General features: G+C 67.9%; 20 protein-coding genes. 8 read left to right on the top strand and 12 right to left on the bottom strand.

All coding sequences use genetic code 11. The features are described from left to right. Window positions 1-143 precede the first annotated feature (143 nt). Together gap and HUK65_RS03720 are read left to right on the top strand one after the other, a co-directional pair. Window positions 144-1,148 carry a type I glyceraldehyde-3-phosphate dehydrogenase gene (gene gap, locus HUK65_RS03725; RefSeq protein ID WP_179904788.1) on the top strand — a complete coding sequence of 335 codons (1,005 nt, stop codon included), beginning with the start codon at window positions 144-146 and terminating at the stop codon, window positions 1,146-1,148. Window positions 1,149-1,185: 37 nt separating this feature from the next. After that, window positions 1,186-1,326 (top strand): hypothetical protein, encoded by a 141-nt coding sequence (locus HUK65_RS03720; RefSeq protein WP_179904787.1) that lies wholly within the window; start codon window positions 1,186-1,188, stop codon window positions 1,324-1,326. Window positions 1,327-1,472: 146 nt separating this feature from the next. Here the strand turns inward: HUK65_RS03720 and HUK65_RS03715 are convergent, their stop codons facing one another. The 6 genes from HUK65_RS03715 to HUK65_RS03690 all read right to left on the bottom strand — a co-directional run bounded on the left by HUK65_RS03715 (window position 1,473) and on the right by HUK65_RS03690 (window position 8,441). Further along, a complete protein-coding gene (locus tag HUK65_RS03715) occupies window positions 1,473-2,633 on the bottom strand; it encodes an aminotransferase (RefSeq protein ID WP_235441743.1) in 1,161 nt (386 codons plus the stop codon). Window positions 2,634-2,839: 206 nt separating this feature from the next. Further along, a complete protein-coding gene (locus HUK65_RS03710; RefSeq protein ID WP_179904785.1) occupies window positions 2,840-3,394 on the bottom strand; it encodes a sarcosine oxidase subunit gamma in 555 nt (184 codons plus the stop codon). Beyond that, on the bottom strand, window positions 3,387-6,404 hold the full coding sequence (locus tag HUK65_RS03705) for a sarcosine oxidase subunit alpha family protein (protein WP_179904784.1): 3,018 nt from the start codon (window positions 6,402-6,404) through the stop codon (window positions 3,387-3,389). Before HUK65_RS03705 ends, HUK65_RS03710 begins: the two co-directional genes overlap by 8 nt. After that, complete coding sequence (locus HUK65_RS03700) at window positions 6,401-6,724, bottom strand: sarcosine oxidase subunit delta (protein WP_179904783.1); 324 nt, start codon at window positions 6,722-6,724, stop codon at window positions 6,401-6,403. The genes HUK65_RS03705 and HUK65_RS03700 overlap by 4 nt, the downstream gene beginning before the upstream one ends. A gap of 51 nt (window positions 6,725-6,775) precedes the next feature. Next, window positions 6,776-6,955, bottom strand: a complete 180-nt coding sequence (locus tag HUK65_RS03695) for a hypothetical protein (RefSeq protein ID WP_179904782.1) — start codon at window positions 6,953-6,955, stop codon at window positions 6,776-6,778. Window positions 6,956-7,196: 241 nt separating this feature from the next. Further along, a complete protein-coding gene (locus HUK65_RS03690) occupies window positions 7,197-8,441 on the bottom strand; it encodes a sarcosine oxidase subunit beta family protein (RefSeq protein WP_179904781.1) in 1,245 nt (414 codons plus the stop codon). A gap of 253 nt (window positions 8,442-8,694) precedes the next feature. Here HUK65_RS03690 and ccmI point away from each other — a divergent pair, with 253 nt between their 5' ends. Then, a complete protein-coding gene (gene ccmI / locus HUK65_RS03685) occupies window positions 8,695-9,981 on the top strand; it encodes a c-type cytochrome biogenesis protein CcmI (RefSeq protein WP_179904780.1) in 1,287 nt (428 codons plus the stop codon). A gap of 184 nt (window positions 9,982-10,165) precedes the next feature. Next, window positions 10,166-10,639 (top strand): Holliday junction resolvase RuvX, encoded by a 474-nt coding sequence (gene ruvX / locus HUK65_RS03680; RefSeq protein ID WP_179904779.1) that lies wholly within the window; start codon window positions 10,166-10,168, stop codon window positions 10,637-10,639. A gap of 108 nt (window positions 10,640-10,747) precedes the next feature. Here ruvX and HUK65_RS03675 read toward each other — a convergent pair whose 3' ends face one another. From HUK65_RS03675 to HUK65_RS03660, 4 genes are all read right to left on the bottom strand, one after another. Further along, window positions 10,748-12,082 carry a sigma-54-dependent transcriptional regulator gene (locus HUK65_RS03675; protein WP_179904778.1) on the bottom strand — a complete coding sequence of 445 codons (1,335 nt, stop codon included), beginning with the start codon at window positions 12,080-12,082 and terminating at the stop codon, window positions 10,748-10,750. Window positions 12,083-12,133: 51 nt separating this feature from the next. Further along, on the bottom strand, window positions 12,134-13,894 hold the full coding sequence (locus tag HUK65_RS03670) for a sensor histidine kinase (RefSeq protein WP_407692412.1): 1,761 nt from the start codon (window positions 13,892-13,894) through the stop codon (window positions 12,134-12,136). Window positions 13,895-13,950: 56 nt separating this feature from the next. Then, on the bottom strand, window positions 13,951-14,619 hold the full coding sequence (purQ, locus tag HUK65_RS03665; RefSeq protein ID WP_179904776.1) for a phosphoribosylformylglycinamidine synthase subunit PurQ: 669 nt from the start codon (window positions 14,617-14,619) through the stop codon (window positions 13,951-13,953). A 198-nt stretch (window positions 14,620-14,817) separates the two neighbouring features. After that, window positions 14,818-16,269 carry a protein adenylyltransferase SelO gene (locus tag HUK65_RS03660; protein WP_179904775.1) on the bottom strand — a complete coding sequence of 484 codons (1,452 nt, stop codon included), beginning with the start codon at window positions 16,267-16,269 and terminating at the stop codon, window positions 14,818-14,820. 210 nt (window positions 16,270-16,479) lie between these two features. Here HUK65_RS03660 and HUK65_RS03655 point away from each other — a divergent pair, with 210 nt between their 5' ends. The 3 genes from HUK65_RS03655 to HUK65_RS03645 all read left to right on the top strand — a co-directional run bounded on the left by HUK65_RS03655 (window position 16,480) and on the right by HUK65_RS03645 (window position 21,180). Continuing rightward, window positions 16,480-18,384, top strand: a complete 1,905-nt coding sequence (locus tag HUK65_RS03655) for a glycosyltransferase (protein ID WP_235441742.1) — start codon at window positions 16,480-16,482, stop codon at window positions 18,382-18,384. Between the two features lie 72 nt (window positions 18,385-18,456). Further along, on the top strand, window positions 18,457-18,921 hold the full coding sequence (locus HUK65_RS03650) for a (2Fe-2S)-binding protein (protein ID WP_179904774.1): 465 nt from the start codon (window positions 18,457-18,459) through the stop codon (window positions 18,919-18,921). 3 nt (window positions 18,922-18,924) lie between these two features. Further along, window positions 18,925-21,180, top strand: coding sequence for a xanthine dehydrogenase family protein molybdopterin-binding subunit (locus tag HUK65_RS03645; RefSeq protein WP_179904773.1), 2,256 nt, complete (start codon window positions 18,925-18,927; stop codon window positions 21,178-21,180). A gap of 201 nt (window positions 21,181-21,381) precedes the next feature. Here HUK65_RS03645 and glyA read toward each other — a convergent pair whose 3' ends face one another. Next, window positions 21,382-22,677: a serine hydroxymethyltransferase gene (glyA, locus tag HUK65_RS03640; protein ID WP_179904772.1), complete on the bottom strand. Its 1,296-nt coding sequence runs from the start codon at window positions 22,675-22,677 to the stop codon at window positions 21,382-21,384. A gap of 199 nt (window positions 22,678-22,876) precedes the next feature. On the opposite strand from glyA, the gene HUK65_RS03635 reads away from it, so the two are divergent. Further along, window positions 22,877-23,641, top strand: coding sequence for an NAD kinase (locus HUK65_RS03635; protein ID WP_179904771.1), 765 nt, complete (start codon window positions 22,877-22,879; stop codon window positions 23,639-23,641). A 103-nt stretch (window positions 23,642-23,744) separates the two neighbouring features. On the opposite strand, the gene HUK65_RS03630 is transcribed toward HUK65_RS03635, so the two are convergent. Next, window positions 23,745-24,959: an aminopeptidase P family protein gene (locus HUK65_RS03630; RefSeq protein WP_179904770.1), complete on the bottom strand. Its 1,215-nt coding sequence runs from the start codon at window positions 24,957-24,959 to the stop codon at window positions 23,745-23,747. Between the last annotated feature and the right edge of the window lie 59 nt (window positions 24,960-25,018).

The raw sequence follows: 25,018 nt of genomic DNA, 5'->3' as shown, positions 1-25,018 counted from the left end.
GCGCCAGGTTCGCGCCTCGCGTTAGCGCTGCCATCACAGGTTTGCGCTAACGTCTTCACAAAAAACACATTTCGATCTTTTTTCTGCACGTCTCCGCCAGTATACCGACTCTCAGGTGGAATGAGACGAAAGAGGGCTTGGACATGACCGTAACCATCGGCATCAACGGATTCGGGCGTATCGGGCGGTGTACCCTGGCCCATATCGCCGAAAGTGCGCGCAACGATGTCGAGGTGGTGCGCATCAACGCCACCGGCCCCATCGAAACCAATGCCCATCTGCTGAAATATGACTCCGTCCATGGCCGCTTCCCCGGCACCGTCCGCGTCCAGGGCGACAGCATCGACCTCGGCCGCGGCCCGATCAAGGTCATGTCCACCTATGATCCGACCGAGCTGGACTGGGACGGCATCGATGTGGTGCTTGAATGCACCGGCCAGTTCAACAGCCGGGACAAGGCCGCCGTCCACCTCACCCGCGGCGCCCAGCGGGTGCTGGTCTCTGCGCCTGCCACCAATGCCGACAAGACCATCGTCTATGGCGTGAACCACCGCGCGCTGCTGCCCGAACACCGCGTTGTCTCCAACGGCTCCTGCACCACCAACTGCCTGGCGCCGCTGGCAAAGGTGCTCAATGACGCCATCGGCATCGAATCGGGCATCATGACCACCATCCACAGCTACACCGGTGACCAGCCCACCCTGGACCGCCGGCACAAGGATCTCTACCGCGCCCGCGCCGCCGCCATGGCGATGATCCCCACCTCCACCGGCGCCGCCAAGGCCCTGGGCGAGGTGCTGCCCGAACTCACCGGCAAGCTGGACGGAACCGCATTGCGCGTGCCCACCCCCAATGTCAGCGCTGTGGACCTGACCTTCCAGGCCGCGAAATCGGTCACGGTGGCAGAGGTGAACGCCATCGTGCAGGAAGCCGCCGCCGGACGCATGGGCGCGGTGCTGGCCTATGACCCGGAACCCAAGGTCTCGATCGACTTCAATCACACCACGCATTCCTCCATCTTCGCCCCGGATCAGACCCGGGTCGTGGGCGGGCGTACGGTGCGCGTGCTGGCGTGGTATGATAATGAATGGGGCTTCTCCTGCCGCATGGCCGATGTGGCCGCGGCCATGGGGCGGCTGATTCACTGACCGCCCGGCGGCGCCCGGGAGTGTCCGGGGGGAAGCAATGACCAACGCCGTCGCCATCGGGTTTGCGCTGACGCTGGCCAGCCTGCTGGCGGTTGACGCCCTCATGGGCTGGGGCGGCGCACTGTTCCTGGCGCGCCGCTTTGTCGAATTGCTGGAATCGCTCGCCGTCTGGCGCTGATCACACCCGCAGACCACAGGCACTCAGATCGGAACGCGGCGCCCACCGCAGGCTCTGCCGCAACGCGGCAGGGCCTGCTCATGTCTTGCGCGCGGAACGCGCGCACCGCTTGGAAACAGATCACATGCGGGCCGCCGGATCCCGGTTCACAGCTTCAGCGCCGCCAGACGCTCCACCAGCACATCGATCCCCGCCGCATCGGCATTGGCAAAGGCAATCCGCAGATGCGCCGCCCCGTCAGCCGGGCTCGGCATGAACATGGTCCCCGGCAACAGCAACAGCGCGGCCTCGCGCACCAGGCGCCGCGCCAGCGCATCCGAAGCCAGATCGAACGGATGACGCACCCAGGCAAAATACGCCCCGCAGGACTCCACCGCCCAGCCCGGCAACCGCTGGAACCCCGCCTGCAGCGCGGCCCGCCGTGCAAGGATCTCGTCCCGCTCACCGGCCAGCCAACCGTCCAGATGATGGATCCCCCAAAGCGCCGCCCGCTGGCCCAGCCCGGTCGGACAGATGGCCACCGAATCCAGAAATTTCTCGGCCTGTTCCAGCCGCGCCGGGCTGGCCAGCATCGCGCCCACCCTGTGCCCGGTCAGCCGATACGCCTTGGAAAAGGAATACAGATGGATCAGCACATCGTCCCAGTCAGGATCCGCAAAAAGCCCATGCGGCGCCCCCTCCAGGGCGTGAAAATCGCGGTATGTCTCATCCAGGATCAGCGCAATCCCCCGCGCCCGCGCCAGATCGCGAAACGCCTCCAGCAGCGCGGGCGGGTATTCCACCCCGGCCGGGTTGTTGGGGCTGACCAGCACGATCGCCCGGGTGCGCGGCGTGATCCGCGACGCGGCCGTCGCAGGGTCCGGCAACAGGTCCGCGCCACAGGGCAGCGGCACCGTTTCGATCCCGTTCATGTCCAGCCACATCTTGTGATTGAAATACCAGGGCACCGGCACCATGACCGCATCGCCCGCCCCCGCCAGAGTGGCAATCGCGGCACAAAACGCCTGGTTACAGCCCGAGGTGATCGCCACCTGCCCCACCGAAACCGCCCCTCCATAGATTGCGGCAGTCCGCGCCGCCAGCGCCTCGCGCAATTCCGGCATCCCCAGCACCGGCCCGTAAAGATGCGTCTGCGCATCCTCCATGGCTTCCGCCATGGCCGCGCGCAGCGGTGCCGGCGGCGGGTCCACCGGCGCGGCCTGGCTCAGGTTCAGAAGCGGACGATCAGGCGCGAAGGCCACCCCCTCCAGCCATCCCCGCGCCTCCATGACCGGAGGGGCAAAACTGGCGACAAGCGCAGGGTTCATCGGGGCAGATAGGGACATGCAAAGGCCTCTCGGATCGGTTGTGCCCCGGTATTGGCACCCCGTCCGCGCCGAAGCAATCCCCCTTCCCGCCCGAATAATGACCCGGCGCTTGCCACCGGGGAGCCCTCAGCGCCCGGGGCGCGCGGGTGGGTGGGTGGGGCGCGGCCCGGGCGCTGAGTTTCCCCGGGCTGATCCCTGGCGCTGCTTCAGCGCAATTCGCCCCCCGGTGCCGCCGCGTTGCGCAACAGGCCAAACACATATTCCGCCACGGACCGGAAACAGACCAGCGTCACTTCGCCCTCCCCCGAACGCCACAGCGCAACCGCCACCTGCGCCGCCCGAGTGCGCCGGATCTCGCCCGCGCCCAGTTGCGCAAAATCCACTGGACAGAGCTTGCACAAAGCATCATCCGCCGCCGCCCCGCTGAGCGTGAACACCGCGCGCGCGTCCGAGACATTGGCCACCGTGGCAAATGCCCCCGCCAGCGCCTGCGCCAGCTTTCCCGCCACTTCACTGGCATCGGCATAGGGCACCATTACCAGCAACTCATCCGGCGACATCCAGGCCACGGCGCGGTCGCCATGGGCGTGCACCCGGCGCTGCCCCGGCACCCCCAGCCCGACCGCGTCCTTCACCGCCCCCGCCACCGCATCCGAGGCCAGATCCCCCCGCAGGGTGATCATGCCGCGCAGCCCTGCATCCGCCACGGTGACAAACCCCGTGTACCGCGCCCCGTCCAGCACGCTTGCCGCCTCAGCCATGAAGCTTCTCCCCGTCCTTGTCATGCAGCACCGGGTCCACGATCCGGGCCTCGATCCGCGCGTCATGGGCGCCTGCGAAGCGCAGCACCTCACCCATCCGGTCCGGCCCGCGCCGCACCAGCGCCATGGCGATCCCGCGCCCCAGCGTGGCCGAGTAATAGCTGGAGGTGACCCGCCCTTCGGTCTGCGCCTGCCCGTTCGCGTTCACACCTTCAACCACCGCCAGCGCCCCGTGCGGCAGGACCGAGCCATCCAGCGTTTCCAGCCCCACCAGCTTCCAGCGGTCAGGGTCGGTCATGGCCACGCGCTCCATCCCGCGCTTGCCCAGGAAGTCATCCTTCTTCTTGCTGATCGCCCAGTTCAGGTTCAGGTCCTGCGGGATCACCGTACCGTCGGTTTCATCGCCGATCATGATGAAACCCTTTTCAGCGCGCAGGATATGCAGCGCCTCGGTGCCATAGGGCATGACGCCCAGATCGCGACCCTGATGCAGCAACATGTCCCAGAAGGCGCGGCCCTGCGCAGCAGGCACCGCCACCTCGAACGACAACTCGCCCGAGAAGCTGATGCGAAACACCCGCGCCCGGACCCCGCCCAACGTGCCCTCGGCCCAGCCCATGAAGGGCAGCGCCTCGCGGCTGAGGTCCATGCCGCCCAATCGTTCCAGCAGCGCGCGCGCCTTCGGTCCCACCACGGCGATCTGCGCGAATTGTTCGGTCAGGTTGACGGTGTGGACCTTCCAGTCCCACCATTCGCATTGCAGCCAGTCCTCCATCCAGCCGTGGATGTGATCCGCGCCGCCACTGGTGGTGTGGACCAGGAAGGACTGTTCGTCCAGCCGCGCCACCACCCCGTCATCCATCAGGAAGCCGTTTTCGTTGCACATCAGCCCGTAACGGCATTTGCCGGGGCGCAGCGTGCTCATCATGTTGGTATAGAGCATGTCCAGGAAGCGCCCCGCATCCGGCCCGGAGACGAGGATCTTGCCAAGCGTCGAAGCATCCAGCAACCCGATATTGCTGCGCGCGTTCAGCACCTCGCGGTTGACCGACTGATGCACATCCTCCCCGGCGCGGAGATAGGCGAAGGGCCGCCGCCACTGGCCCACGGGCTCCCAGTGCACACCATTGGCCGCGTGCCAGTCATGCATCGGCGTGCGGCGCAGGGGCTGGAACAGATCGCCCTTTGCCTCGCCGCTGATCGCGCCGAGGGTGATGGGGGTGTAGGGCGGGCGGAAGGTGGTGGTTCCGGTGGCCGGGATCGGTTGATCAAGTGCATCAGAAAGAACCGCCAGGCCGTTGATATTGCTTAGCTTACCCTGATCGGTTGCCATGCCAAGCGTGGTGTAGCGCTTGGTATGCTCGACCGAGTGATACCCCTCGCGCGCGGCCAGTTGCACGTCCGAGACCTTCACGTCATTCTGGAAGTCCAGCCACATCTTCATCCGCAGCGCATAACCGGCGCGGGCGGGCATGATCCAGACCTGGCGCAGGGGTGCTTCCTCGGGCGCCTCGGCCCGGGCGGGGTGCCCCGCATCCCCCGTGGCGCCCGTATCGCGCGCCGCCGCAGCGCCTGCGGCATGGGCATCGGCCAGCCCGTCGCCCGCGCCCAGGGCACCGCTGGCTGCCCCGGCACAGGCCACGAAGCCCGCCCCGTCATGGCCCAGCGGCGGGCGGTCGGGATCGGGCCGGAAAAACGCCTGCGCGTCATCCCAGATCAGCTTGCCCCCGCAATGCGACCACAGATGCACCACCGGCGACCAGCCGCCGGACATGGCGACTGCGTCACAGTCCAGCACCTCGGTATGGGTGGACCCGTCGCTGTCGATCCGGCAAAGCGCCACGCCGGTGACGGTCTTGCCGCCCTTGACCTTCTGCACGCCGGTTCCGGTCATGATCCGGATGCCCAGATCGCGCGCCTTCTGCGGCAGCGCGCCGGTGGCCTCGTCGCGGGCATCGGCGATCACGGGCACATCCTCGCCCGCCTCTTTCAGCGCAATTGCGGTGCGATAGGCATCGTCATTGTTGGTGACGACCACGGTGCGGCCGGGGCTGACCGCCCAGTTCACCACATAGTCCCGCACCGCGCTGGCCAGCATGACGCCCGGCAGGTCATTGCCCGCAAAGGACAGGGGCCGCTCGATCGCGCCGGTGGCCGTGATCACCCGGTCCGCGCGCACCCGCCACAGCCGCTGCCGCGGCCCTGAGGCGCCGGGCAGATGATCCGCCACCCGCTCATTGCCCAGAACATAGCCGTGGTCATGGACCCCGGCCCCCATGCAGCGCAGGCGCAGGCTGACATTCTCCATGCCTTCAAGGGCTTCCACGGCGCTCTTGATCCAGCTATCCGCAGGCTGACCGTCGATCTCCACCCCGTCCACCGGCGCGCGCCCACCCCAATGGGCGGTCTGCTCCCACAGCATGACCCGCGCCCCGGCCCGCCCGGCCGCCAGCGCCGCCTGCAACCCGGCCACGCCGCCGCCAATCACCAGCACATCGGCAAAACCATAAACCAGCTCATAGCGGTCCGGATCGCGGCTTTCCGCATCGGGTGCGCGGCCCAGACCGGCCGAACGGCGGATGATAGGCTCATAGACATGCTTCCAGAATGCGCGCGGGCGCAGGAAGGTCTTGTAATAGAACCCGGCGGTCAGGAACTGCGGCACCAGGTTGTTTGCGGCCAGCAGGTCGAACTCCAGACTGGGCCAGTGGTTCTGGCTGGTCGCGGACAGCCCGTCGAACAGCTCGGTCGTGGTGGTGCGCTGGTTGGGTTCGAACCGCTCCCCCTTGCCCAGCCCTACCAGGGCATTGGGTTCCTCGGCGCCCGAGGCAACGACCCCGCGCGGGCGGTGATACTTGAAGGACCGCCCCGCCAGCACCTGACCCCGCCCCAACATGGCCGAGGCCAGCGTATCGCCCGCAAAACCGGACATGTGCTGGTCGTTGAAGGTGAATTTCAGCGGGCGCGCGCGGTCGATCAACCGCCCGCCCGAGGCCAGACGCCGGCTCATTTGTAGCCCTCCCACTCCGGGCGCTTCGCTTTTATCGTCTCGACAATGCCGGCCGGCGGCTCGGTCGTCTGCGCCGGATAGGTGCCGAACACCTCCAGCGTGACCGTGCAGCGCGCGGCGATAAACCACTTGCCGCAGCCATAGGCATGGCGCCAGCGCTCGAAATGCACGCCCATCGGGTTCTTGCGGTTGAACATGTAGGCTTCGAACGCATCATCGTCCGAACCGGGGCCGAAGCGCTTCAGATGCGCCTCGCCGCCCGGGGCGAATTCGGTTTCCTCGGCGGTGACGCCGCAATGGGGACAGGTCAGCAGCAGCATGGCGCGCTCCGGTTGGGGGCCGAACCGCGCGCCGTCAGCCAGGCTGCGCGGTCAGTCGAAGGTTTCCACCACAAAGGCAGGGGGCGGGCTGGCACGGGTGTCCGAAAGGCCACCCGAGAGAACGGCCAGGACCAGGGCCGCGCCCAGAAGCGGCAGGGCCATACCCGCGGCAAAGGCTGCAAAGCGACGCGGATGGCGGGTGACAGCGCGGAAGAGGAAATAGTATCGCATGCGAACTCCGTTGAAACAGGCCCGGATGCAGATAGGCGCCCAAAAGACCGAGTCACGCCCGCATATGCCGAATTGCACGCAAATACCATGGCCGCCCCGCCCTGCGGCAGCCCAGCCAGAGCGACGCGCAGGCAAAGGCGCCGCAGCGCCCGGCGCGCGCGGGTGGGCGGGTGGGGCGCGGGCCGGGCGCTGTCCGACATCGGCCGCCCGCGATCCCCCCCGGCAAGGGCGACATCAGACCTCAATGCGCCACCCCCGCCGCCACGGATTCGTCGATGAACCGCCCTTCGCGGAAGCGATACATGGAAAACGCATCGGCCAGCGGCGCGTTGCCCTTCGCCATCAGCTCCGCCATGGCCCAGCCGGATCCGGGGATCGCCTTGAACCCGCCGGTGCCCCAGCCGCAGTTGATGAAACACCCCTCCAGCGGGGTTTTCGAAATGATGGGCGAGCGGTCGCCGGTCATGTCCACGATCCCGCCCCACTGGCGCAGCATCTTCAGGCGGCTGATCATGGGGAATGTCTCGCACAGCGCGCGGACCGTTTCCTCGATATGATGCCAACTGCCGCGCTGGGTGTAGTTGTTATACCCGTCCGCGCCACCGCCGATGACCATCTCGCCCTTGTCGGACTGGCTCATGTAGCCATGCACCGTGTTGGCCATGACCACCACATCTATGCAGGGCTTGATGGGTTCGGACACCAGCGCCTGAAGCGCCACCGATTCCACCGGCAGCCGGAAGCCCGCCATATCCGCCAGTTTGCCCGAATGCCCGGCGACAACAATCCCCAGCTTGCCGCAGCCGATGGTGCCGCGGGTGGTGTTGACGGCCGTGACCTGCCCGCCGGCGGATTCCACACCCGTCACCGCGCATTGCTCGATCACATGCATGCCCATGGCCGAACACGCCCGCGCATAGCCCCAGGCCACCGCATCATGGCGCGCGGTCCCGGCCCGTGCCTGCCACAGCGCCCCCAGCACCGGGTAGCGCGGCCCGTCCAGATTGATGATCGGCACCAGCTTCTTCACCTCGGCCGGGCCGATGAAGCGCGTATCCACGCCTTGCAGCGCATTGGCGCGCTCGGTGCGCAGGTAGCCGCGCTTTTCATGTTCGGTCTGGGCCAGCATCATCACCCCGCGCGGACTGAACATGATGTTGTAGTTCAGGTCCTGCGACAGGGTCTCATAAAGGCTGCGCGATTTTTCATAGATCGCCGCCGAGGGGTCCTGCAGATAGTTCGAGCGGATGATGGTGGTGTTGCGCCCGGTATTGCCGCCCCCCAGCCAGCCCTTGTCGATCACCGCGACATTGGTGATGCCGTGGTTCTTGCCCAGGTAATAGGCGGTGGCGAGGCCATGCCCGCCCGCGCCCACGATCACCACGTCATAGCGGTCGCGCGGTTCAGGGCTGGGCCAGGCCTCGGTCCAGCCCTGATGCTGGCGAAGCGCCTCGCGGAAGATGGCAAAGGCCGAATAGCGTTTCATTCCGTCCCCTCGGCATGACTGCATGCGGTACCGCGCGCCTGACGCGCGCCCTGCCCGCCTTCTGGACCGGGGCGCGCGTCCAGCGCCGACCGCAAGCGGCACTATGGGGCAAAAAACGACACCACGCCTCGCCGGACTGCGACGCGATGTCCCGCAGCAACTGGCACAGTTTTGACCGCAGACGCGCACCGCCCCCTTTTGCCCGCAGCACATGCGCGCTAGGACACGTGCAGACCGAAGGGAAAGGGTGACGATGAGCATTCTGGCGTTCTGGATAACCGTGGGGATTCTGTCGGCGCTGGTCCTGTTGCTGATGGTGCTGGCCCTGCTGCGCGCCCGGGCCGAAGATGCAGAGGCCACACATGAGCGGGAAATGCGCGTCTATCGTGACCAGCTGGACGAGATCGAGCGCGACCAGGCGCGCGGCGTGATCGGCAAGGACGAAGCCGCGCGCCTGCGCACCGAAGTGTCACGCCGCTTGCTTGATGTTGACCGCGCACGCGACCGGGACCTGGGGCGCGGCCCGGCACCGGGGGCCATGCGCATGGTGGCACTGGTGGTGGTGCTGACGTTGCTGCCGGTTTCGGCAGCGACCTATTGGTGGGTGGGTGCGCCGGGTTACGGCGACCTGCCCCTGGCCGAGCGGCTGGCCCAGGCGGCCGAGTTGCACCGCAACCGCCCCGATCAGGCCACGCTCGAAGCGCGCATGGCCGAACGCCGCCCACCGCCCCCCGAAGATGACGCCGAACGCAACGAGCATGAGGCCCTGGTCACGCAGCTCCGCGCCGCCCTTGCCGACCGCCCGCTGGACCTTCAGGGTCATCTGCTGCTGGCCCATAACGAAGCCCTGCTGGGCAATTTTCCCCAGGCCGCAGCCGCGCAGGCACGGGTGATCGAGATCCGCGGCGAAGAGGCCGATGCCGATGACCACGCCGTGCTGGCGGAGTATCTGATCCTGGCAGCCGGTGGCGCCGTCTCGCCCGAGGCCGAGGCCGTGCTGGAACAGGTGCTGCGGCGCGACCCGCAGCACGGTGTGGCACTGTATTACACCGGATTGCTGTTTGCGCAGACCGGGCGGCAGGACCGGACCTTTGCGATCTGGCGGCGGCTGCATGACATGAGCCCGGGCGACGCGCCCTGGATGGATGAGCTGCGCGCCTCGCTGCCGGAACTGGCCGAGATTGCGGGGGTGCGCTATACCCTGCCGCCGCGCCCGGCGGTCCGAACGGTCGCCGCCGAACCCGGTCCCACCCGCGAACAGATCGAGGCCGCTGCCGAGCTGTCCGAAGACGAGCGCCAGGAGATGGTCGAAGGCATGGTGGCGCGGCTGATGAACCGCATGGCCGCCGAAGGCGGCCCGCCCGAGGATTGGGCCCGCCTCATCGCGGCGCTGGGCGTCATCGGCGACACCGAACGCGCGACGACCATATGGGAAGAGGCCCAAGTGATTTTTGGTGCAACCCCCGAGGCCCTGGCTGAAATCCGCGCCGCCGCCGAACAGGCCGGCATCCTGCGTGCGCCCACCCCCCCGACACCCTGACCCAAGGCCGGCTGTCATCCAGCGGCGCGCGCGATGCGCGCAAGTCCATGAGCTGCCGCCCCTGCTTGCGCAGGGGCGGCAGCGGTGGGCACTGGCCGTGATGGCAGGGGAATGATCCGGGCATTGGTGCTTGCCCATGGAAGCAGGAGCAGCGTATCTGCAGTGCCAGGAAACGGAGGCTCCCATGCCCGTGCAGGATGATGTTGCCGAATTCGCCGCGCTGCTGCCCCGTGACGGGGCACTGCTGGGGCTGGACCTGGGCGAGAAGACCATCGGGGTTGCCGCCTCGGACCGGATGCGGGCCGTCGCCTCGCCTCTGCAGACGATCCGGCGCCGGAAATTCGGCCAGGACGCGCAGGCGCTGCTGGCGATCGCAACCCAACGCGAGATCTGCGGCCTGGTGCTGGGACTGCCGCGCAATATGGACGGCTCCGAAGGTCCGCGCTGCCAGTCGACCCGCGCCTTTGCGCGCAATCTGGCCCGGCTGAGTGACCTGCCCATCACCTTCTGGGACGAACGGCTTTCGACTGTTGCCGCCGAACGCGCGCTTCTGGAAGCGGATACCTCGCGCCGCCGCCGCGCCGAGGTGATCGATCATGTGGCGGCGGCCTATATCCTGCAGGGCGCGCTGGATCGTCTGCACCACATGCAGGGATGAGCCCGCCCTTGCCCGGTGCCCTGGCACCGGGCGCGCCCATGCGGTGCACAGGGTGGGTGGGCGGGTGCGCCGCATGGGCGCTGTGCACCCCGGGCCACAGGCGCGCGGTCAGCCGGTGTAGTCAGCGCGGACCAGGCCGTATTTCGCCATCTTCTCGTTCAGGGTGCGGCGTGGCAGGCAGAGCTCCTCCATCACCGCAACGATCGAGCCCTTGTGGCGGCGCATGGTGTTGTCGATCAGCATCCGCTCAAAGGATTCCACATGGTCCTTCAGGGGCTTGCCTTCGGTGGTGATGGCCCCGCCCGAGGCCTCGTTATCCGCCATCAGCATCGACAGGATCGATTCGCCTTCGCGGCGGCTTTGCAATGCCGCGCGTTCGGCCATGTTGACAAGCTGGCGCACATTGCCCGGCCAGGGGGCCTGCAGCAGTTGCGCGGCCTCCTGCGCAGCGATATCCGGCGGCGCGCAGCCGTATTCGTCAGCAAATTCCGCCGCATAGGCGGCAAAGAGGGTCAGGATATCCTCACCCCGCGCGCGCAGCGGCGGCAGGGTCAGCTTCAGTGCCGACAGGCGGAAGAACAGGTCCGGGCGCAGCACATCCTCGATGGTGCGGTCGGGGGCGTGTTCGTTGCACACGGCGATGATCCGGGTGGGCGCAGGCGTGCCCTGTTCGTTGATGAAGGCCAGCAGGCGCGCCTGCGCGGCCTCGCCCAGCGCCTCGATATCCTCCAGGCACAGGGTGCCGCCGCGGGCTTCCTCGACCAGCGGCAGACCGCCGCCTTCCTCGACCGGGCCAAAGAGCCGCGCGATCAGGCTGTCCTGATCCTGCCCCGCGCAGGCCACGGTGACAAAGCGCTTGCCCGCCCGTGGCCCCACCGCGTGCAGCGCATGGGCCACCAGCGTCTTGCCGGTGCCGGTTTCGCCATCGATCAGCACGTGACCATCGGCCTGGCCAAGATCCAGAATATCCTCGCGCAGGCGCTGCATGACCTCGGAATTTCCCGCCAGCCGACGCATCAGCGTGCTGCCATCAGCCAGTTCCTGGCGCAGGGCGCGGTTTTCCAGGGTCAGCGCGCGGGCCTTGGCGGCGCGGCGCACCAGATCGGACATCTTGTCAGGGTCAAAGGGCTTTTCCAGAAAATCGAAGGCGCCCAGGCGCATGGCCTCGACCGCCATGGGCACATCGCCGTGGCCGGTGATCAGGATCACCGGCAGGCCCGCATCCTGCGCCACCAGACGCTTCAGCAGCGCCATGCCATCCATCCCCGGCATCCGGATATCGGTGATCACCACGCCGGGAAAATCGGTGCCGATGGCGCGCAGCGCCGCCTCGGCCGAGGCATGGCTTTCGGTTTCGAACCCCGACAGCGACAGCCATTGGCTGATCGACTGGCGCATATCGGCTTCGTCATCAATGATTGCAACCCGTGGTGCCCGTGGCATTGATGGTCCTTTCGTCAGCTGCAAGGCCGCCACGCGGCCCGGTGTGGCGGCTTATTCGGCCGCGGCGAGGGCGTCATCCAGGATCGGCAGGCGCAATTCGAAAACCGCGCCTCCCTGCGGCGCGTTCTGCCCGCGCAGCCGCCCCCCGTGATCGGCGGCGATACCCGAGGAAATGGCCAACCCCAGCCCCACCCCTTCGCCGGCGGCTTTGGTGGTATGGAAGGGTTCGAAAAGGTTCTCCAGATCGGTGATACCCGTGCCATTGTCGCGCACGGTGAGGGTAATGTCATCACCCTGGGTGATGATCAGGTCAATCCGGGGGGCGTTGGAGGTCTGGGTGGCGTCAATCGCGTTGCGCACCAGGTTGATGATCACCTGTTCCAGCCGCACCCGGTCGCCCATCACCCGCACCGGGGTCTGCGGCACGGTGCGCGTGACCAGCACCCGGGCGCTGCGCAATTGCGGTTCCATAAGCGCCAGCGCCTCGGTCAGGCAATCGCGCAGGTCCAGCGGCGCGAATGCCTCGCCGCCCTTGCGGGCAAAGGATTTCAGGGTGCGGGTGATGGCGCCCATGCGTTCGATCAGATCGTCAATGCGCTGGAAGCTGGCCATGGCCTCGTCCACGCGCTTGCGCGTCAGCAGCAGCCGCGCACCCGCCAGGTAGGTCTTCATCGCCGCCAGCGGCTGGTTCAGCTCATGGCTGACCGAGGCCGACATCTCGCCCAATGAGGCCAGCTTGGAGGATTGCGCCAGCGTCTGTTCGGCCACGGCCAGGTCCTTCTGCACCTTCTCGCGGGCCGAAATCTCGCGCTGCAGGCGCATGTTGAGCGCGCGCAGCTCCGCCGATTCGCGCTGGAACAGCGCCGATTGTGACCATGCCCGGCGCGAAACCACGTAGAAAGTCAGCGCCAGCAGCAGCGCAAACCCCATGATGACCAGCGCCAGCAACCCGTTGACCCGTTCCCGGACCGAGTCATATCGGGTAAAGGAAATCAGCTTCCAGCCGCGAAAGGGCACCCGGATTTCCGAACGCAGCACCGCCTCGCCGCTGAGAAAGGCATCGGGCGGGTCCTGTGCCCAGTCGGCGGTGGCGCGCAAGGCGCGGGCGATCGCCGAGGGCGCATCGCGCAGGGCCAGGGCTTCGACCTCGGTCCGGCCGCGCCAGCGCGGTTCGGTGGCCAGGATGATGCGGCCTTCGCTGTCGGTCAGGGCCACGGCATCGGCAAAGCCGGCCCAGCTGCGTTCGAATTTCGACAGGTCCGCCTCGACCACCACCACGCCCAGGAAATCGGCGGCCTGGCGCACAGTGCGCGAAAAGGTGAAGCTGAAGCCGCCGCTGTCGCGTTCCTTGACCTGAAACGCGGTGTCCGAGCTGCGCCGTGCATCGACGAAAGCCATGTCATTCAGCAAGTTCATGCCCAGCCGGTTGCGATCGGTGGCGGCCACCGTGCGCCCGTAGTTGTCCAGAAGCTCGATCGAGGCCGCGCCGATTTCCGATTGCAGGTCCATCAGCCGCTGCGATGTGGCGGCGTAATTGCCTTCGCGCAGCGCCGAGATCAGTTCCGGATCGCGCGAGAGCAGCAGTGGGACCACGGAATTGCGCTGCAGCTCGCTCTGGATATTGCCGGAATAGAGCACCAGCCGCAGTTCGGCGCGGTTGCGGGTGTTTTCGGTGAAGCTTTCGGTCAGCCAGGTGTTGAGCACCCAGACCACCACCACCCCGGCCACCATCAAGGTGCCGACGATCACCCGCCCCCAGAGCGGTATGCCCAGAAGCCCGGTGCGGGAGTTGTCGATATCCGGCGGCTGCATCATCGACATAGGTTACGCCCTGCGCGCGCTGTGCTCAAGCACCGGGCGCGCTGCGGTTACGCGGGCGTGAGCGTGTCAAGCAGCGTGCGGAACAGAATCGCCCCGTCGGCGGCGCCCTGATGCGGTGCAATCGCGCGCTCCGGGTGCGGCATCATCCCCAGCACGCGGCGGTTTTCCGACAGCACCCCGGCAATGCCACGGGCCGAGCCGTTGGGCGTGTCGGCATAGGTGAAGGCGATGCGATCCTCAGCCTCCAGCCGGTCCAGGGTGGCGGGATCGGCGGTGTAATTGCCATCATGGTGGGCGATGGGCAGGGTGATGGTGGCACCCTGCGCCCAGCCGGAGGTAAAGGGGCTTTCGGCGGTGGCAACCTGCAGCGCCACCGGCTTGCAGATGTATTTCAGCCCGGCATTGCGCAGCAGTGCGCCCGGCAGCATCCCGGTTTCCACCAGCACCTGAAAGCCGTTGCAGATGCCCAGCACCGGTCCCCCGGCGGCGGCAAATTCGGCCAGCGCCCGGGTGATGGGCGCGCGGGCGGCAATCGCCCCGCAGCGCAGGTAGTCACCGAAGGAGAACCCGCCGGGAAGCCCCACGATATCCACCCCCGCGGGCAGCGCGGTATCCTTGTGCCAGACCCGTGTGACGCGGGCACCGGCGGCTTCGAAGGCCACGGCAAGGTCGCGGTCGCAGTTGGAACCGGGGAAGGTGATGACAGCAGCGTGCATGGCGGTCTCCGGAATTTCGGCGCTGGAGTGCCTTTAGCGCGATTCCCGCACGGGGGGAAGCGGGGCGCGGAGCTTTGGCGGCGCGGCGGCGGGGAGGGAGCGCTCCCGCCCGTCTTTGCCACGCCTGACGGCGCGGCGCATCCCGTTGGGCCGGGCCCTGCGCCCGTTGGGCGCAGGGCGGGTGCTCGGGTTTGGGCCTCAGGTGCCGCAGAAGGTGGCGCGCACGCGCTCGGTGGGCAGGGGCGCATCCTGCAGGGCGGCGTCTTCGGGGGCGGGATCGGCGAAGGGTGTGGCGAGGACGCGGTTGAGGCGTTGGAAGGGCGCGTAATCGCCCTGAAGCGCGGCCTCGATCGCCTGTTCCACGCGGTGGTTGCGCGGGATCACTGCCGGGTTGGCCCGGGCCATGCGGGCCTGCGCATCGGCGGGGGTGCTGCCCTCGGCCTCCAGCCGGGCGAGCCAGTCGGTTTCCCAGGCGGTGAAGGCCTCGGGCTCGCGGAACTCGGCCTTGGCGGTGCCGTGGCGCAGGCCTTGGAAGGTGCGGGTGAAATCGGCGCCCAGGGTGGCCATGCGGTCCAGCAGCGTCTGGGCAAGGGCATCGTCGCCCGCGCGCGCCTCGGCCAGGCCCAGTTTGGCGGCGAAGCGGCTGCGGTGGGCGGCCTCATAGAGCGGGGCAAAGCCGTGGACGATCTCGGTCGCCTCGGCGATGGCGGCCTCCTGGTCATCTTGCATCAGGGGCAGCAGGCAGGTGGCCAGTTGTGCCAGGTTCCAGACCGCCAGTTGCGGCTGGTTGGCATAGGCATAGCGCCCGTGGCTGTCGATGGAGGAGAACACCGTGTCCGGGTGGTAGGCATCCATGAAGGCGCAGGGGCCGTAGTCGATGGTCAGCCCGCCGATATGGCAGTTGTCCGTGTTCATCACCCCGTGGATGAAGCCGAAGCTCATCCAATGCGCCACCAGATCGGCCTGGGCGGCGACGGCGTGGCGCAGCAGGTCTGCGGGGCCGCTGGCCTGCGGGAAATGGCGGGTGATGGCGTAGTCACAGAGCGCTTGCAGGGCCTCGGTGTCACGGCGGGCGGCGAAGAACTGGAAGGTGCCCACGCGCAGGTGGCTTTGGGCGACGCGGGTGATGACGGCGCCGGGAAGCTGGCCCTGTTCGCGCCAGACCGGTGCGCCGGTTTCCACGGCGGCCAGCGCGCGGGTGGTGGGCACGCCCAGCGCGGCCATGGCCTCGGAGACCACGTATTCGCGCAGCACCGGGCCGATCCAGGCGCGCCCGTCGCCGCCGCGCGAAAACGGCGTGCGCCCCGAGCCCTTGAGCTGGATATCCATGCGCTGGCCATCGCGGGCGATCACCTCGCCCAGCAGATGGGCACGGCCATCGCCCAGTTGCGGGACGAACCCGCCGAACTGGTGCCCGGCATAGGCCATGGCCAGCGGCTCGGCCCCCGGGGGCAGCGCGGCGCCCGAGAAGACGGCCGCGATGGTGGCCTCGGCCAGGTCCGGCAGGTCCAGTTCGGAGGCGAGAGCGGCATTCCAGGCGATCAGCCGGGGCGCCGGGGCGGGGTCCGGGTCCACACGGGCATAGAAGCGCGCGGGCAGGCGCGCGTAACTGTTGTCAAAGGCGATTGCGGGCTGGGTCAGGGTATCCATGCCCCAAACATAGGCATCCCGCGCGCCGTGGCGAGGGGGCGGGCGCAGTTTCAGGGCAGGACGCCGCCGCGATCTGCGCGCCGGAGGCTGAAAGTGAGCGCGCCTTAACGGCACGTTAACCATTCTGCTGTTGGGCTTGGCAGGGGCGGCGGGTGTGTGTCGCCGCAGACAGGGTAACGGATGACCATTGCGGGCAGAAGCTTTGCAGGCATGCTTTCGGCTGCGTGGCGGGCGCGGCCAAGCCAGCCCCTGCCCCGGTTGCGGCTGGTGGACCCCCTGCCCCGGCCACGGCCAACCCTGGCCACGGTGCTGATCCGCATGGGGGCGATCCGGCCTTCGGACCTGGTGCGGGCGCTGGCGCTGCAATCGCGCCATGCCGGGCATCTGGGCGATATCCTGCTGTCGCACGGGATGATCTCCGACGCCACGCTGCTGGCCGCGCAGGAACGGCAATTCGGCGCGCGGCGGATCACCATGGCGCAGGGGCTGCCGGATGCGCGGCTGATCGACCGGCTGGGGGGCGCGCGCTGCCTGGCCCTGGGGTGCCTGCCCTGGGCGCTGGCGGGCGGGGTCTGCATCGTCGCCACCGCGCAGCCTGAGCGGTTCGAGGCCAACCGCCCCACGCTGGAGGCCGCGCTGGGACCGGTGGCCATGGCGCTTGTCAGCCGGGCCGAACTGCACCGGATGGTGCTGGAAACCCGCAGCGCCGCGTTGCGCGACTATGCTGAAACCTGTGTCCCCGAGGCCCTGAGTTGCCGCGACTGGACCCGTCGCGGCCTGCATCGCTGGTTGGCGGCGGTGGTAATTCTGGTGCTCACGGCGGCAGTGCTGGACCCGGTGGCCACAGGCTGGGCGATGACGGGGCTGGCCTCGGGGTGGCTGGCCGTGATGACGGGGCTGAAACTGGCCGCGGCCATTGCCGCACGGCGCAAGGCCCGCGACCCGGCACCGCCTGCGGGGCCGGTGGCGGCACGGCTGCCGGTGGTCAGCATCATGGTGCCGCTGTTTCGCGAACCCGGAACAGTGCGCCCCCTGATCAACCGGCTGGCGCGGCTGAGCTATCCGCGCGACCTGTTCGATGTCCTGCTGGTGGTCGAGGAACATGACACCCCCACCCGCCGCGCGCTGGAGGCCGAGACGCTGCCCCACTGGATGCGGGTGATCCCCGTGCCCGACGCGCCCCTGCGCACCAAGCCCCGCGCCCTGAATTTTGCGCTGCTGTTCGCGCGCGGGTCGATCGTTGGCGTCTATGATGCCGAGGACGCCCCCGAACCGGACCAGATCATCCGTGTTGCCCGCCATTTCGCCCGCGCCGCCCCCCAGGTCGCCTGTGTCCAGGGCATGCTGGATTACTTCAACCCCGGCACCAACTGGCTGTCGCGCTGCTTCACGCTGGAATACGCCGCCTGGTTCCGGCTGCTGCTGCCGGGCAAGGAACGGCTGGGGCTGGTGCTGCCGCTGGGGGGCACCACGCTGTTCTTTCGCCGCGGGATACTGGAGCGGCTTGGCGGCTGGGACGCGCATAACGTGACCGAGGATGCGGATCTGGGCATCAGGCTGGCGCGGCAGGGGTTTCGCACCGAAATCCTGGACACCACCACATTCGAGGAAGCCAATTGCCACCTGCTGCCCTGGATCAAGCAACGCTCACGCTGGATCAAGGGCTATGCGATCACCTATTTCGTGCATATGCGCGACCCGCGGGCGCTGTTGCGCGATCTGGGCCTGCGCCGCTTTGCCGGGTTTCAGGTGCAGTTTCTGGGCACGCTGATGCAGGTAATCCTGGCGCCGATGCTGCTGTCCTTCTGGGCACTTGTGCTGGGCTTCGGCCACCCGCTGCAGGGCACTGCGCCTGCGGGCATGCTCTGGGCGCTTTCGGGGTTCTACATGATGTCGCTGGCCGCCGACATGGCGGTCCACCTGCTGGCGCTGCACAACCGCCACCACCGCGCGCTGATCCCATGGGTGCTGACCCTGCCGCTCTATTTTCCGCTGGCCACGATTGCCGCCTACAAGGCTTTGTGGGAGCTGATGACCGCGCCGTTCTACTGGGACAAGACAGAACATGGAAAATACGCCAGCCGCGCGGATGCCACCCATGTTGCGCGGTTTTGATCGTCCGGTCTTGAACACGGCGCGATCCGGCGCACCTATTGCGAGAGGACACTGATGACAGGAGCGCCCCAGATGCCGCATGACGTGACCGTGAACGGCACCCGCCACAGCCTGGACCTGCCGGGCGAGACGCCGCTGCTGTGGGTGCTGCGCGATGAACTGGGCCTCACGGGGACAAAATACGGCTGCGGGGTCGCGGCCTGCGGCGCCTGCACCGTGCTGGTCGCGGGCGAGGCCGTGCGCGCCTGTGCGCTGCCGCTGGCCGATGTCTGGGACGAAGTGACCACCATCGAAGGCTTCGGCACCCCCGAAGCCCTTGCCCCGCTGCAGGCGGCCTGGGTGCGCCATCAGGCGGCGCAATGCGGCTATTGCCAGCCCGGCCAGATCCTGCAGGCCGCCGCACTTCTGGCCGAGAACCCAACGCCTGACGATGCCGCCATCAATGCCGCCATGTCCGGGAATCTGTGCCGCTGCGGCACCTATCCGGCGATCCGTGCGGCCATCCACGATGCCGCCGCCGCGATGTCCGAGGCCTGAAGCATGACTAAAAGCAAAAAGGGCAGCAAGCTGGGCCGGATCACCCGTCGCACGCTTCTGGTCGGCGCCGTGGCCGTGGCCGGTGGCGCGGCCTTCGGCATCTGGCAGGTCCGCCGCCCCGTGGACAATCCCCTGGCCCCCGAAAGCGGGGCCACGCTGAACCCCTATCTGATCATCGACGGCGATGCGATCACCATCATCACCCCAAGGGCCGAGATGGGCCAGGGCATCCACACCACCCTTGCCGCGCTGGTGGCCGAGGAACTGGATGTGGATTGGGCGCAGGTGCGCCACTGGCATGGCCCGCCCTCGGCCGCCTATTACAATGGCGCGTTGATGCATGGCGCCCTTCCGGTGGCTGATTACGCGATGAAGGGGTGGCAGATCGCCCTGGCCGAAACCCTGGGCGCGGCCTCGAAGGTGCTGGGTCTGCAGGTGACGGGGGGGTCAACTTCCACGGTCGATGCCTATGAACGGATGCGGCTGGCCGGCGCCGGCGCGCGCGAGGCGCTCAAGGCCGTGGCCGCCGACCGGCTGGGCGTAGAGGTGGCGCAACTGCGCACCGAAGCCGGCCAGGTGCTGGCCCCTGACGGAACAAAGCTGCCCTATGGCGAACTGGCGGCCGAGGCCGCAACCCGCCCCGTGCCGCAACCCGCGCTGCGCGACCCGTCGCAATGGCGCTTGCTGGGCCGGTCCCTGCCCCGGCTGGACATGGTGGCCAAGGTCACCGGCACCGCGGAATTCGGCACCGACATCAAGCTGCCGGGGCTGCACTGCGCGGCGCTGCGGCTCTGCCCCTATCCCGGTGGGCGCGTGGCCGGGTTCAACCCGGACCCCGCGCTGGCGGTGCCCGGCGTGGCCCATGTGATCGATCTGGAAGACGGGATCGGCGTTGTCGCACGCAACACCTGGGCCGCGATGCAAGGCGCGCAGGCGCTGGAGGTCGACTGGCAGCGCGGCGATCTGCCCGACAGCATCGAAGCCATGTTCGACCGCATTGCCGAGGCTTTTGACGACCGCCGCAACTCGCGCATGCGCAATGACGGCGATCCGGAGCGCGCCATCTCCGACGCCTCCGAGGCGCTGGAGCTGGAATACCGCGCCCCCTTCCTCCACCATGCCACCATGGAGCCCATGAGCGCCACGGCCCTGCTGGAGGAGGGTCATCTGACGCTCTGGTGCGGCAACCAGGCCCCGCGCCTGCATCAGGAACGTGCCGCGCGCGCCGCCGGGATCACCCCCGAGGAGGTGACCCTGCACAGCACCTATATGGGGGGCGGTTTCGGGCGCCGCGCGGAAAGCGATTTCACCCATTACGCGGCAAAACTGGCGGCCGCCCTGCCCGGCACGCCGATCCGCCTGACCTATAGCCGCGAGGAAGATATGGCCCATGGGTTCCTGCGCCCCGCTGCGATCGCACGGATGCGCGGTGCCGTGGCCGATGGGCGGGCGGTGGCGTTTGACGCGCAGGTGGCCGCATCCTCGGTCAGTCATCAGGCCATCGCACGGATGACCGGGCGGCGCATGGGTGGGCCGGACAAGGGCCATGTGGAAGGGCTGTTCGACCAGCCCTATGCCATCCCGAATTATCGCGTGCGTGGATATCTGGCCGATCTGGATGTGCCCGTGGGCTTCTGGCGCGCGGTGGGCAATTCGCAGAATGCGTTTTTCCACGAATGCTTCATCGACGAACTGGCCCATGCCGCCGGCGCCGATCCGCTGGCCTTCCGGCTGGCGCATATGCGCGATGAACACGCCCCCTCGGCGCAGGTGCTGGAGGCCGTGGCCGAGATGTCCGACTGGGGCAACCCGCCCGAGGGGCGCGCGCAGGGGGTGGCCTTTTGCCATTCCTTCGGCACCCCCACGGCGCAGGTGGTCGAACTGGCGCGGGAGAATGGCAGCCTGCGGATCACCCGGGCCTGGATCGCCTGTGATCCCGGGCGGGTCCTGGACCCGGGGATCGTGCGCGCGCAGATGGAATCGGGGCTGATCTACGGTCTTTCGGCGGCGGTGACGGGACAGATCACCTTTGCCGACGGCATGGTGGAGCAGCGCAATTTCCCCGATTACGACGCCCTGCGCATGGACAGTGTACCGGAGATTTCGGTGCGGATCCTGGAGAACAACCCGCATATGGGCGGCGTGGGCGAACCGGGCACACCGCCCGCAGCCCCTGCCCTGGCCAATGCAGTCTTTGCCCTGACCGGAGAGCGCGTTCGCACACTTCCCCTGAGCCTGCAGTTCGATTTCCGGGTGTAGGAATGCCCCTCCTCGGGCGCCCCACCCGCCCACCCTGGCGCCCTCGGAGGGGCATGGTCCTGCGCAGGCGCAGAACCATCAACAAGTGGCGTCCGGTGCGATCGCACCGGACAGCGCCCGCGAGGTGCACCGGGGTGGGTGGGTGGGAGGTGCGCCGAGCGGGCGCTCCCCCCGTTTGCCGGATGCACCGCGCCGGGGGGATCAGAGCGTTGGATAGACCGGGAAGCGGGCGCAGAGTTCGGCGACCTCGGCCTTGACCTTGGCCTCCACCGCGCTGTTGCCATCGGCACCATTGGCGGCCAGCCCGTCCACCACTTCGGTGATCCAGTCGGCCACCTGGCGGAACTCGGCCTCGGCAAACCCGCGCGTGGTGGCCGCCGGTGTGCCCAGCCGCACCCCCGAGGTCACCATCGGCTTTTCCGGGTCAAAGGGAATGCCGTTCTTGTTGCAGGTGATATGCGCGCGGCCCAGCGCCTTTTCGGTGTCATTGCCCTTCACGCCCTTTGGCCGCAGGTCCACCAGCATCACATGCGTGTCGGTACCACCCGTAACGATATCCAGCCCGCCCTTGATCAGCTGATCCGAAAGCGCCTGCGCGTTCTTGATCACCTGGGTGGCGTAATCCTTGAACTCGGGGCGCAGAGCCTCGCCGAAGGCCACAGCCTTGGCGGCGATGACATGCATCAGCGGCCCGCCCTGGATGCCGGGGAAGATGGCGCTGTTGAACTTCTTGGCCAGACCCTCGTCTTTGGTCAGGATCATGCCGCCGCGCGGGCCGCGCAGGGTCTTGTGCGTGGTGGTGGTGGCCACATGCGCATGCGGGAAGGGCGAGGGATGTACGCCCGCCGCAACCAGCCCGGCGAAATGCGCCATGTCCACCATCAGATACGCGCCCACGCTGTCGGCGATCTCGCGGAAGCGGGCAAAATCGATCTGGCGCGGGATGGCCGAGCCGCCGGCGATGATGATCTTCGGCTTGTGCTCGGCGGCAAGGGCGGCGACATGGTCGTAATCGATGCGCTGATCGTCGCGCTTCACCCCGTAATGCACGGCGTTGAACCATTTGCCGGACTGGTTGACCGGTGCTCCGTGGGTGAGGTGCCCGCCTGCGGACAGGTCCATGGCCAGGAAGGTGTCGCCGGGGCGCATCAGCGCGGTGAACACGCCCTGGTTGGCCTGGCTGCCGGAATTGGGCTGCACATTGGCGAAACCGACGCCGAACAACTCGCAGGCGCGGGCGATGGCCAGTTCCTCGGCCACGTCCACGAACTGACACCCACCGTAGTAGCGCCGCCCCGGATAGCCTTCGGCGTATTTGTTGGTCATCACCGAGCCCTGGGCCTCCATCACCGCGCGGCTGACGATGTTTTCCGAGGCGATCAGCTCGATCTCGTCGCGCTGGCGTCCCAGCTCGTTGCGGATGGCGCCGAAAAGTTCGGGGTCGCGCGATTCAAGCGCCTCGGTAAAGAACCCGGAGTCACGGTGGGTGATGTTCATGGCAGTCTCCTCGCGCGTGGTGGTGGCCGTCCCTTGTCTGGGCGGTGACATAGCGCAACTGCACCGGATCGCAAAGCGCCGAAAACGACGCATGCCGGCGCAAGGGCGCTGCAGGCGCCGATTTTCCGCGTGATGCGCTTGCCAAGCCTGCCGCGGCGCGCGACAAACAGCACCATCGCCGCGCAAGGAGCATAAGCGCATGACGCAACCCAGACTGGGGTTCACGGCCAGCCCGGCCGCCGACGCGCAGGAAGCCCTGGCGATCCTGTCGGCGCGCTACATCAACCACCCCCTGGAGGCAGCAGATATCATCGTGGCGCTGGGCGGGGACGGCTTCATGCTGAGCACGCTGCATGCCACGCAACACCTGCCCGCACCGGTCTTTGGCATGAACCGGGGCACGGTGGGGTTCCTGATGAACAGTTATCGCCCCGGGGGGCTTTATGAACGGCTGGCCCGGGCCGAGACTGCGCAGATCAACCCGCTTCGGATGCGCGCCACGACGGTTTGCGGCGATGTCCATGAGGCGCTGGCGATCAACGAGGTTTCATTGCTGCGCGAGGGCGCGCAGGCGGCCAAGCTGCGCATCTGGGTGGACGGGCATCTGCGCATGGAAGAGCTGGTCTGCGATGGCGCACTGCTGGCCACGCCTGCGGGGTCCACGGCGTATAACTATTCCGCCCATGGACCGATCCTGCCCATGGGCGCGCCGGTTCTGGCGCTGACCCCGGTGGCGGCCTTTCGCCCCCGGCGCTGGCGCGGGGCGCTGGTGCGGATGAGCTCGAGCGTGCGCTTCGAGGTTCTGCACCCGGGAAAACGCCCGGTGATGGCCGATGCCGACAGCCGGTCGGTGCGGGATGTGAAGCGGGTGGAAATCGCCGCCGATATGGATGTGACCCACAGCCTGTTGTTCGACCCCGGTCACGGGCTGGATGAACGCCTGATGCGCGAACAGTTCAGCTGAGCTGCCCCGTGGCTGGGCGGGGAAGCGCCCGGAAGCCGCCCACCCGCCCACCCGTTGCGCCTTCCGGGCGCTGCCTGGCGCGGGCGCCAGGCAGGCATTGTCGTCAGCCGATCACGTTATGATCGGGGCCATAGGGGAAGCCGGTGATGTTTTCGGCCCCGTCTTCGGTGACGATCAGGATGTCATGTTCGCGGTAGCCCCCGGCGCCGGGCTGGCCCTCGGGGATGGTCAGCATCGGCTCCATGGAGATCACCATGCCGGGTTCCAGCACGGTGTCGATATCCTCGCGCAGTTCCAACCCGGCCTCGCGCCCGTAGTAATGCGACAGGATGCCGAAGCTGTGGCCATAGCCGAAGGTGCGGTAGTGCAGCAGATCCCGTTCGGCCAGGAAATCGTTGATCTGCGCGGTGATGCCGGAACATGTGGCACCGGGGCGGATCAGGCTGATCCCCAGTTCATGCGCGGCCACATTGGCCTGCCACACGCCCAGGCTGGCGTCATCCACATGGCCGGCAAAGAGCGTGCGTTCCAGCGCAGTGTAATAGCCCGAAATCATGGGAAATGTGTTCAGGCTGAGGATATCGCCCGCGCCGATGCGCCGGGATGTGACCGGGTTATGGGCGCCGTCGGTGTTCGGCCCGGACTGGAACCAGACCCAGGTGTCGCGGTATTCGGCATCGGGGAAGCGGCGTGCGATCTCGAGTTCCATCGCATCGCGCCCGGCCATGGCCACATCGATCTCGCGCGTGCCGATGGCGATGGCATCGCGGATGGCCTCGCCGCCGATATCGGCCACCTGCGCGCCCTGGCGGATAAGCGCCCGTTCGGCGGGGGATTTGTGCATCCGCTGGGTCATGGTTTGTGCATGGATTTCGACCAGCGCGCGCGGGGCCAGGAAGGCGCGCAGGGCGGCTTCGGCGCTGCGGGTCAGGTGGTCGCCCTCAACCCCGATCACGCCGCCCGTTCCGGCCACATGGGCCACCGCGCGCCAGAAGTTGTCGCGCGTCCAGTCGGTATAGGTCAGCGCCTCACCATGGCTGCGCCGCCACGGCTGGCCGGCATCGATCCCGGCGGCAATGGTGACGCAGGCACCGGGCGTGACCACCAGCCCGTAGGGCCGCCCGAAGGCGCAATACAGGAACCCGCTGTAATAGGCGATATTGTGCATGGACGTCAGCACGCAGGCATCCACCCCGGCATCGGCCATGATCGCGCGCAGCCCGGCCAGGCGGGCGTCATATTCGGCGGCGGCAAAGGGCAGCGGAGCCTTCGCGCCGTTGCGGAGGGGGTGAAACGGTGGACGGGGGATGTGTGACATGGTGACCTCGAACCGGAGGTCGGGCGCTTTGGGGCCGGAACCTCCTGAAAGGATCCCGG

Origin of the sequence: Rhabdonatronobacter sediminivivens, assembly GCF_013415485.1 — a bacterium.
GTDB classification, from domain to species: domain Bacteria; phylum Pseudomonadota; class Alphaproteobacteria; order Rhodobacterales; family Rhodobacteraceae; genus Rhabdonatronobacter; species Rhabdonatronobacter sediminivivens.
The sequence above is the reverse complement of the archived record's forward strand: the minus strand, read 5'-3'. Positions and strand labels throughout refer to the sequence as shown.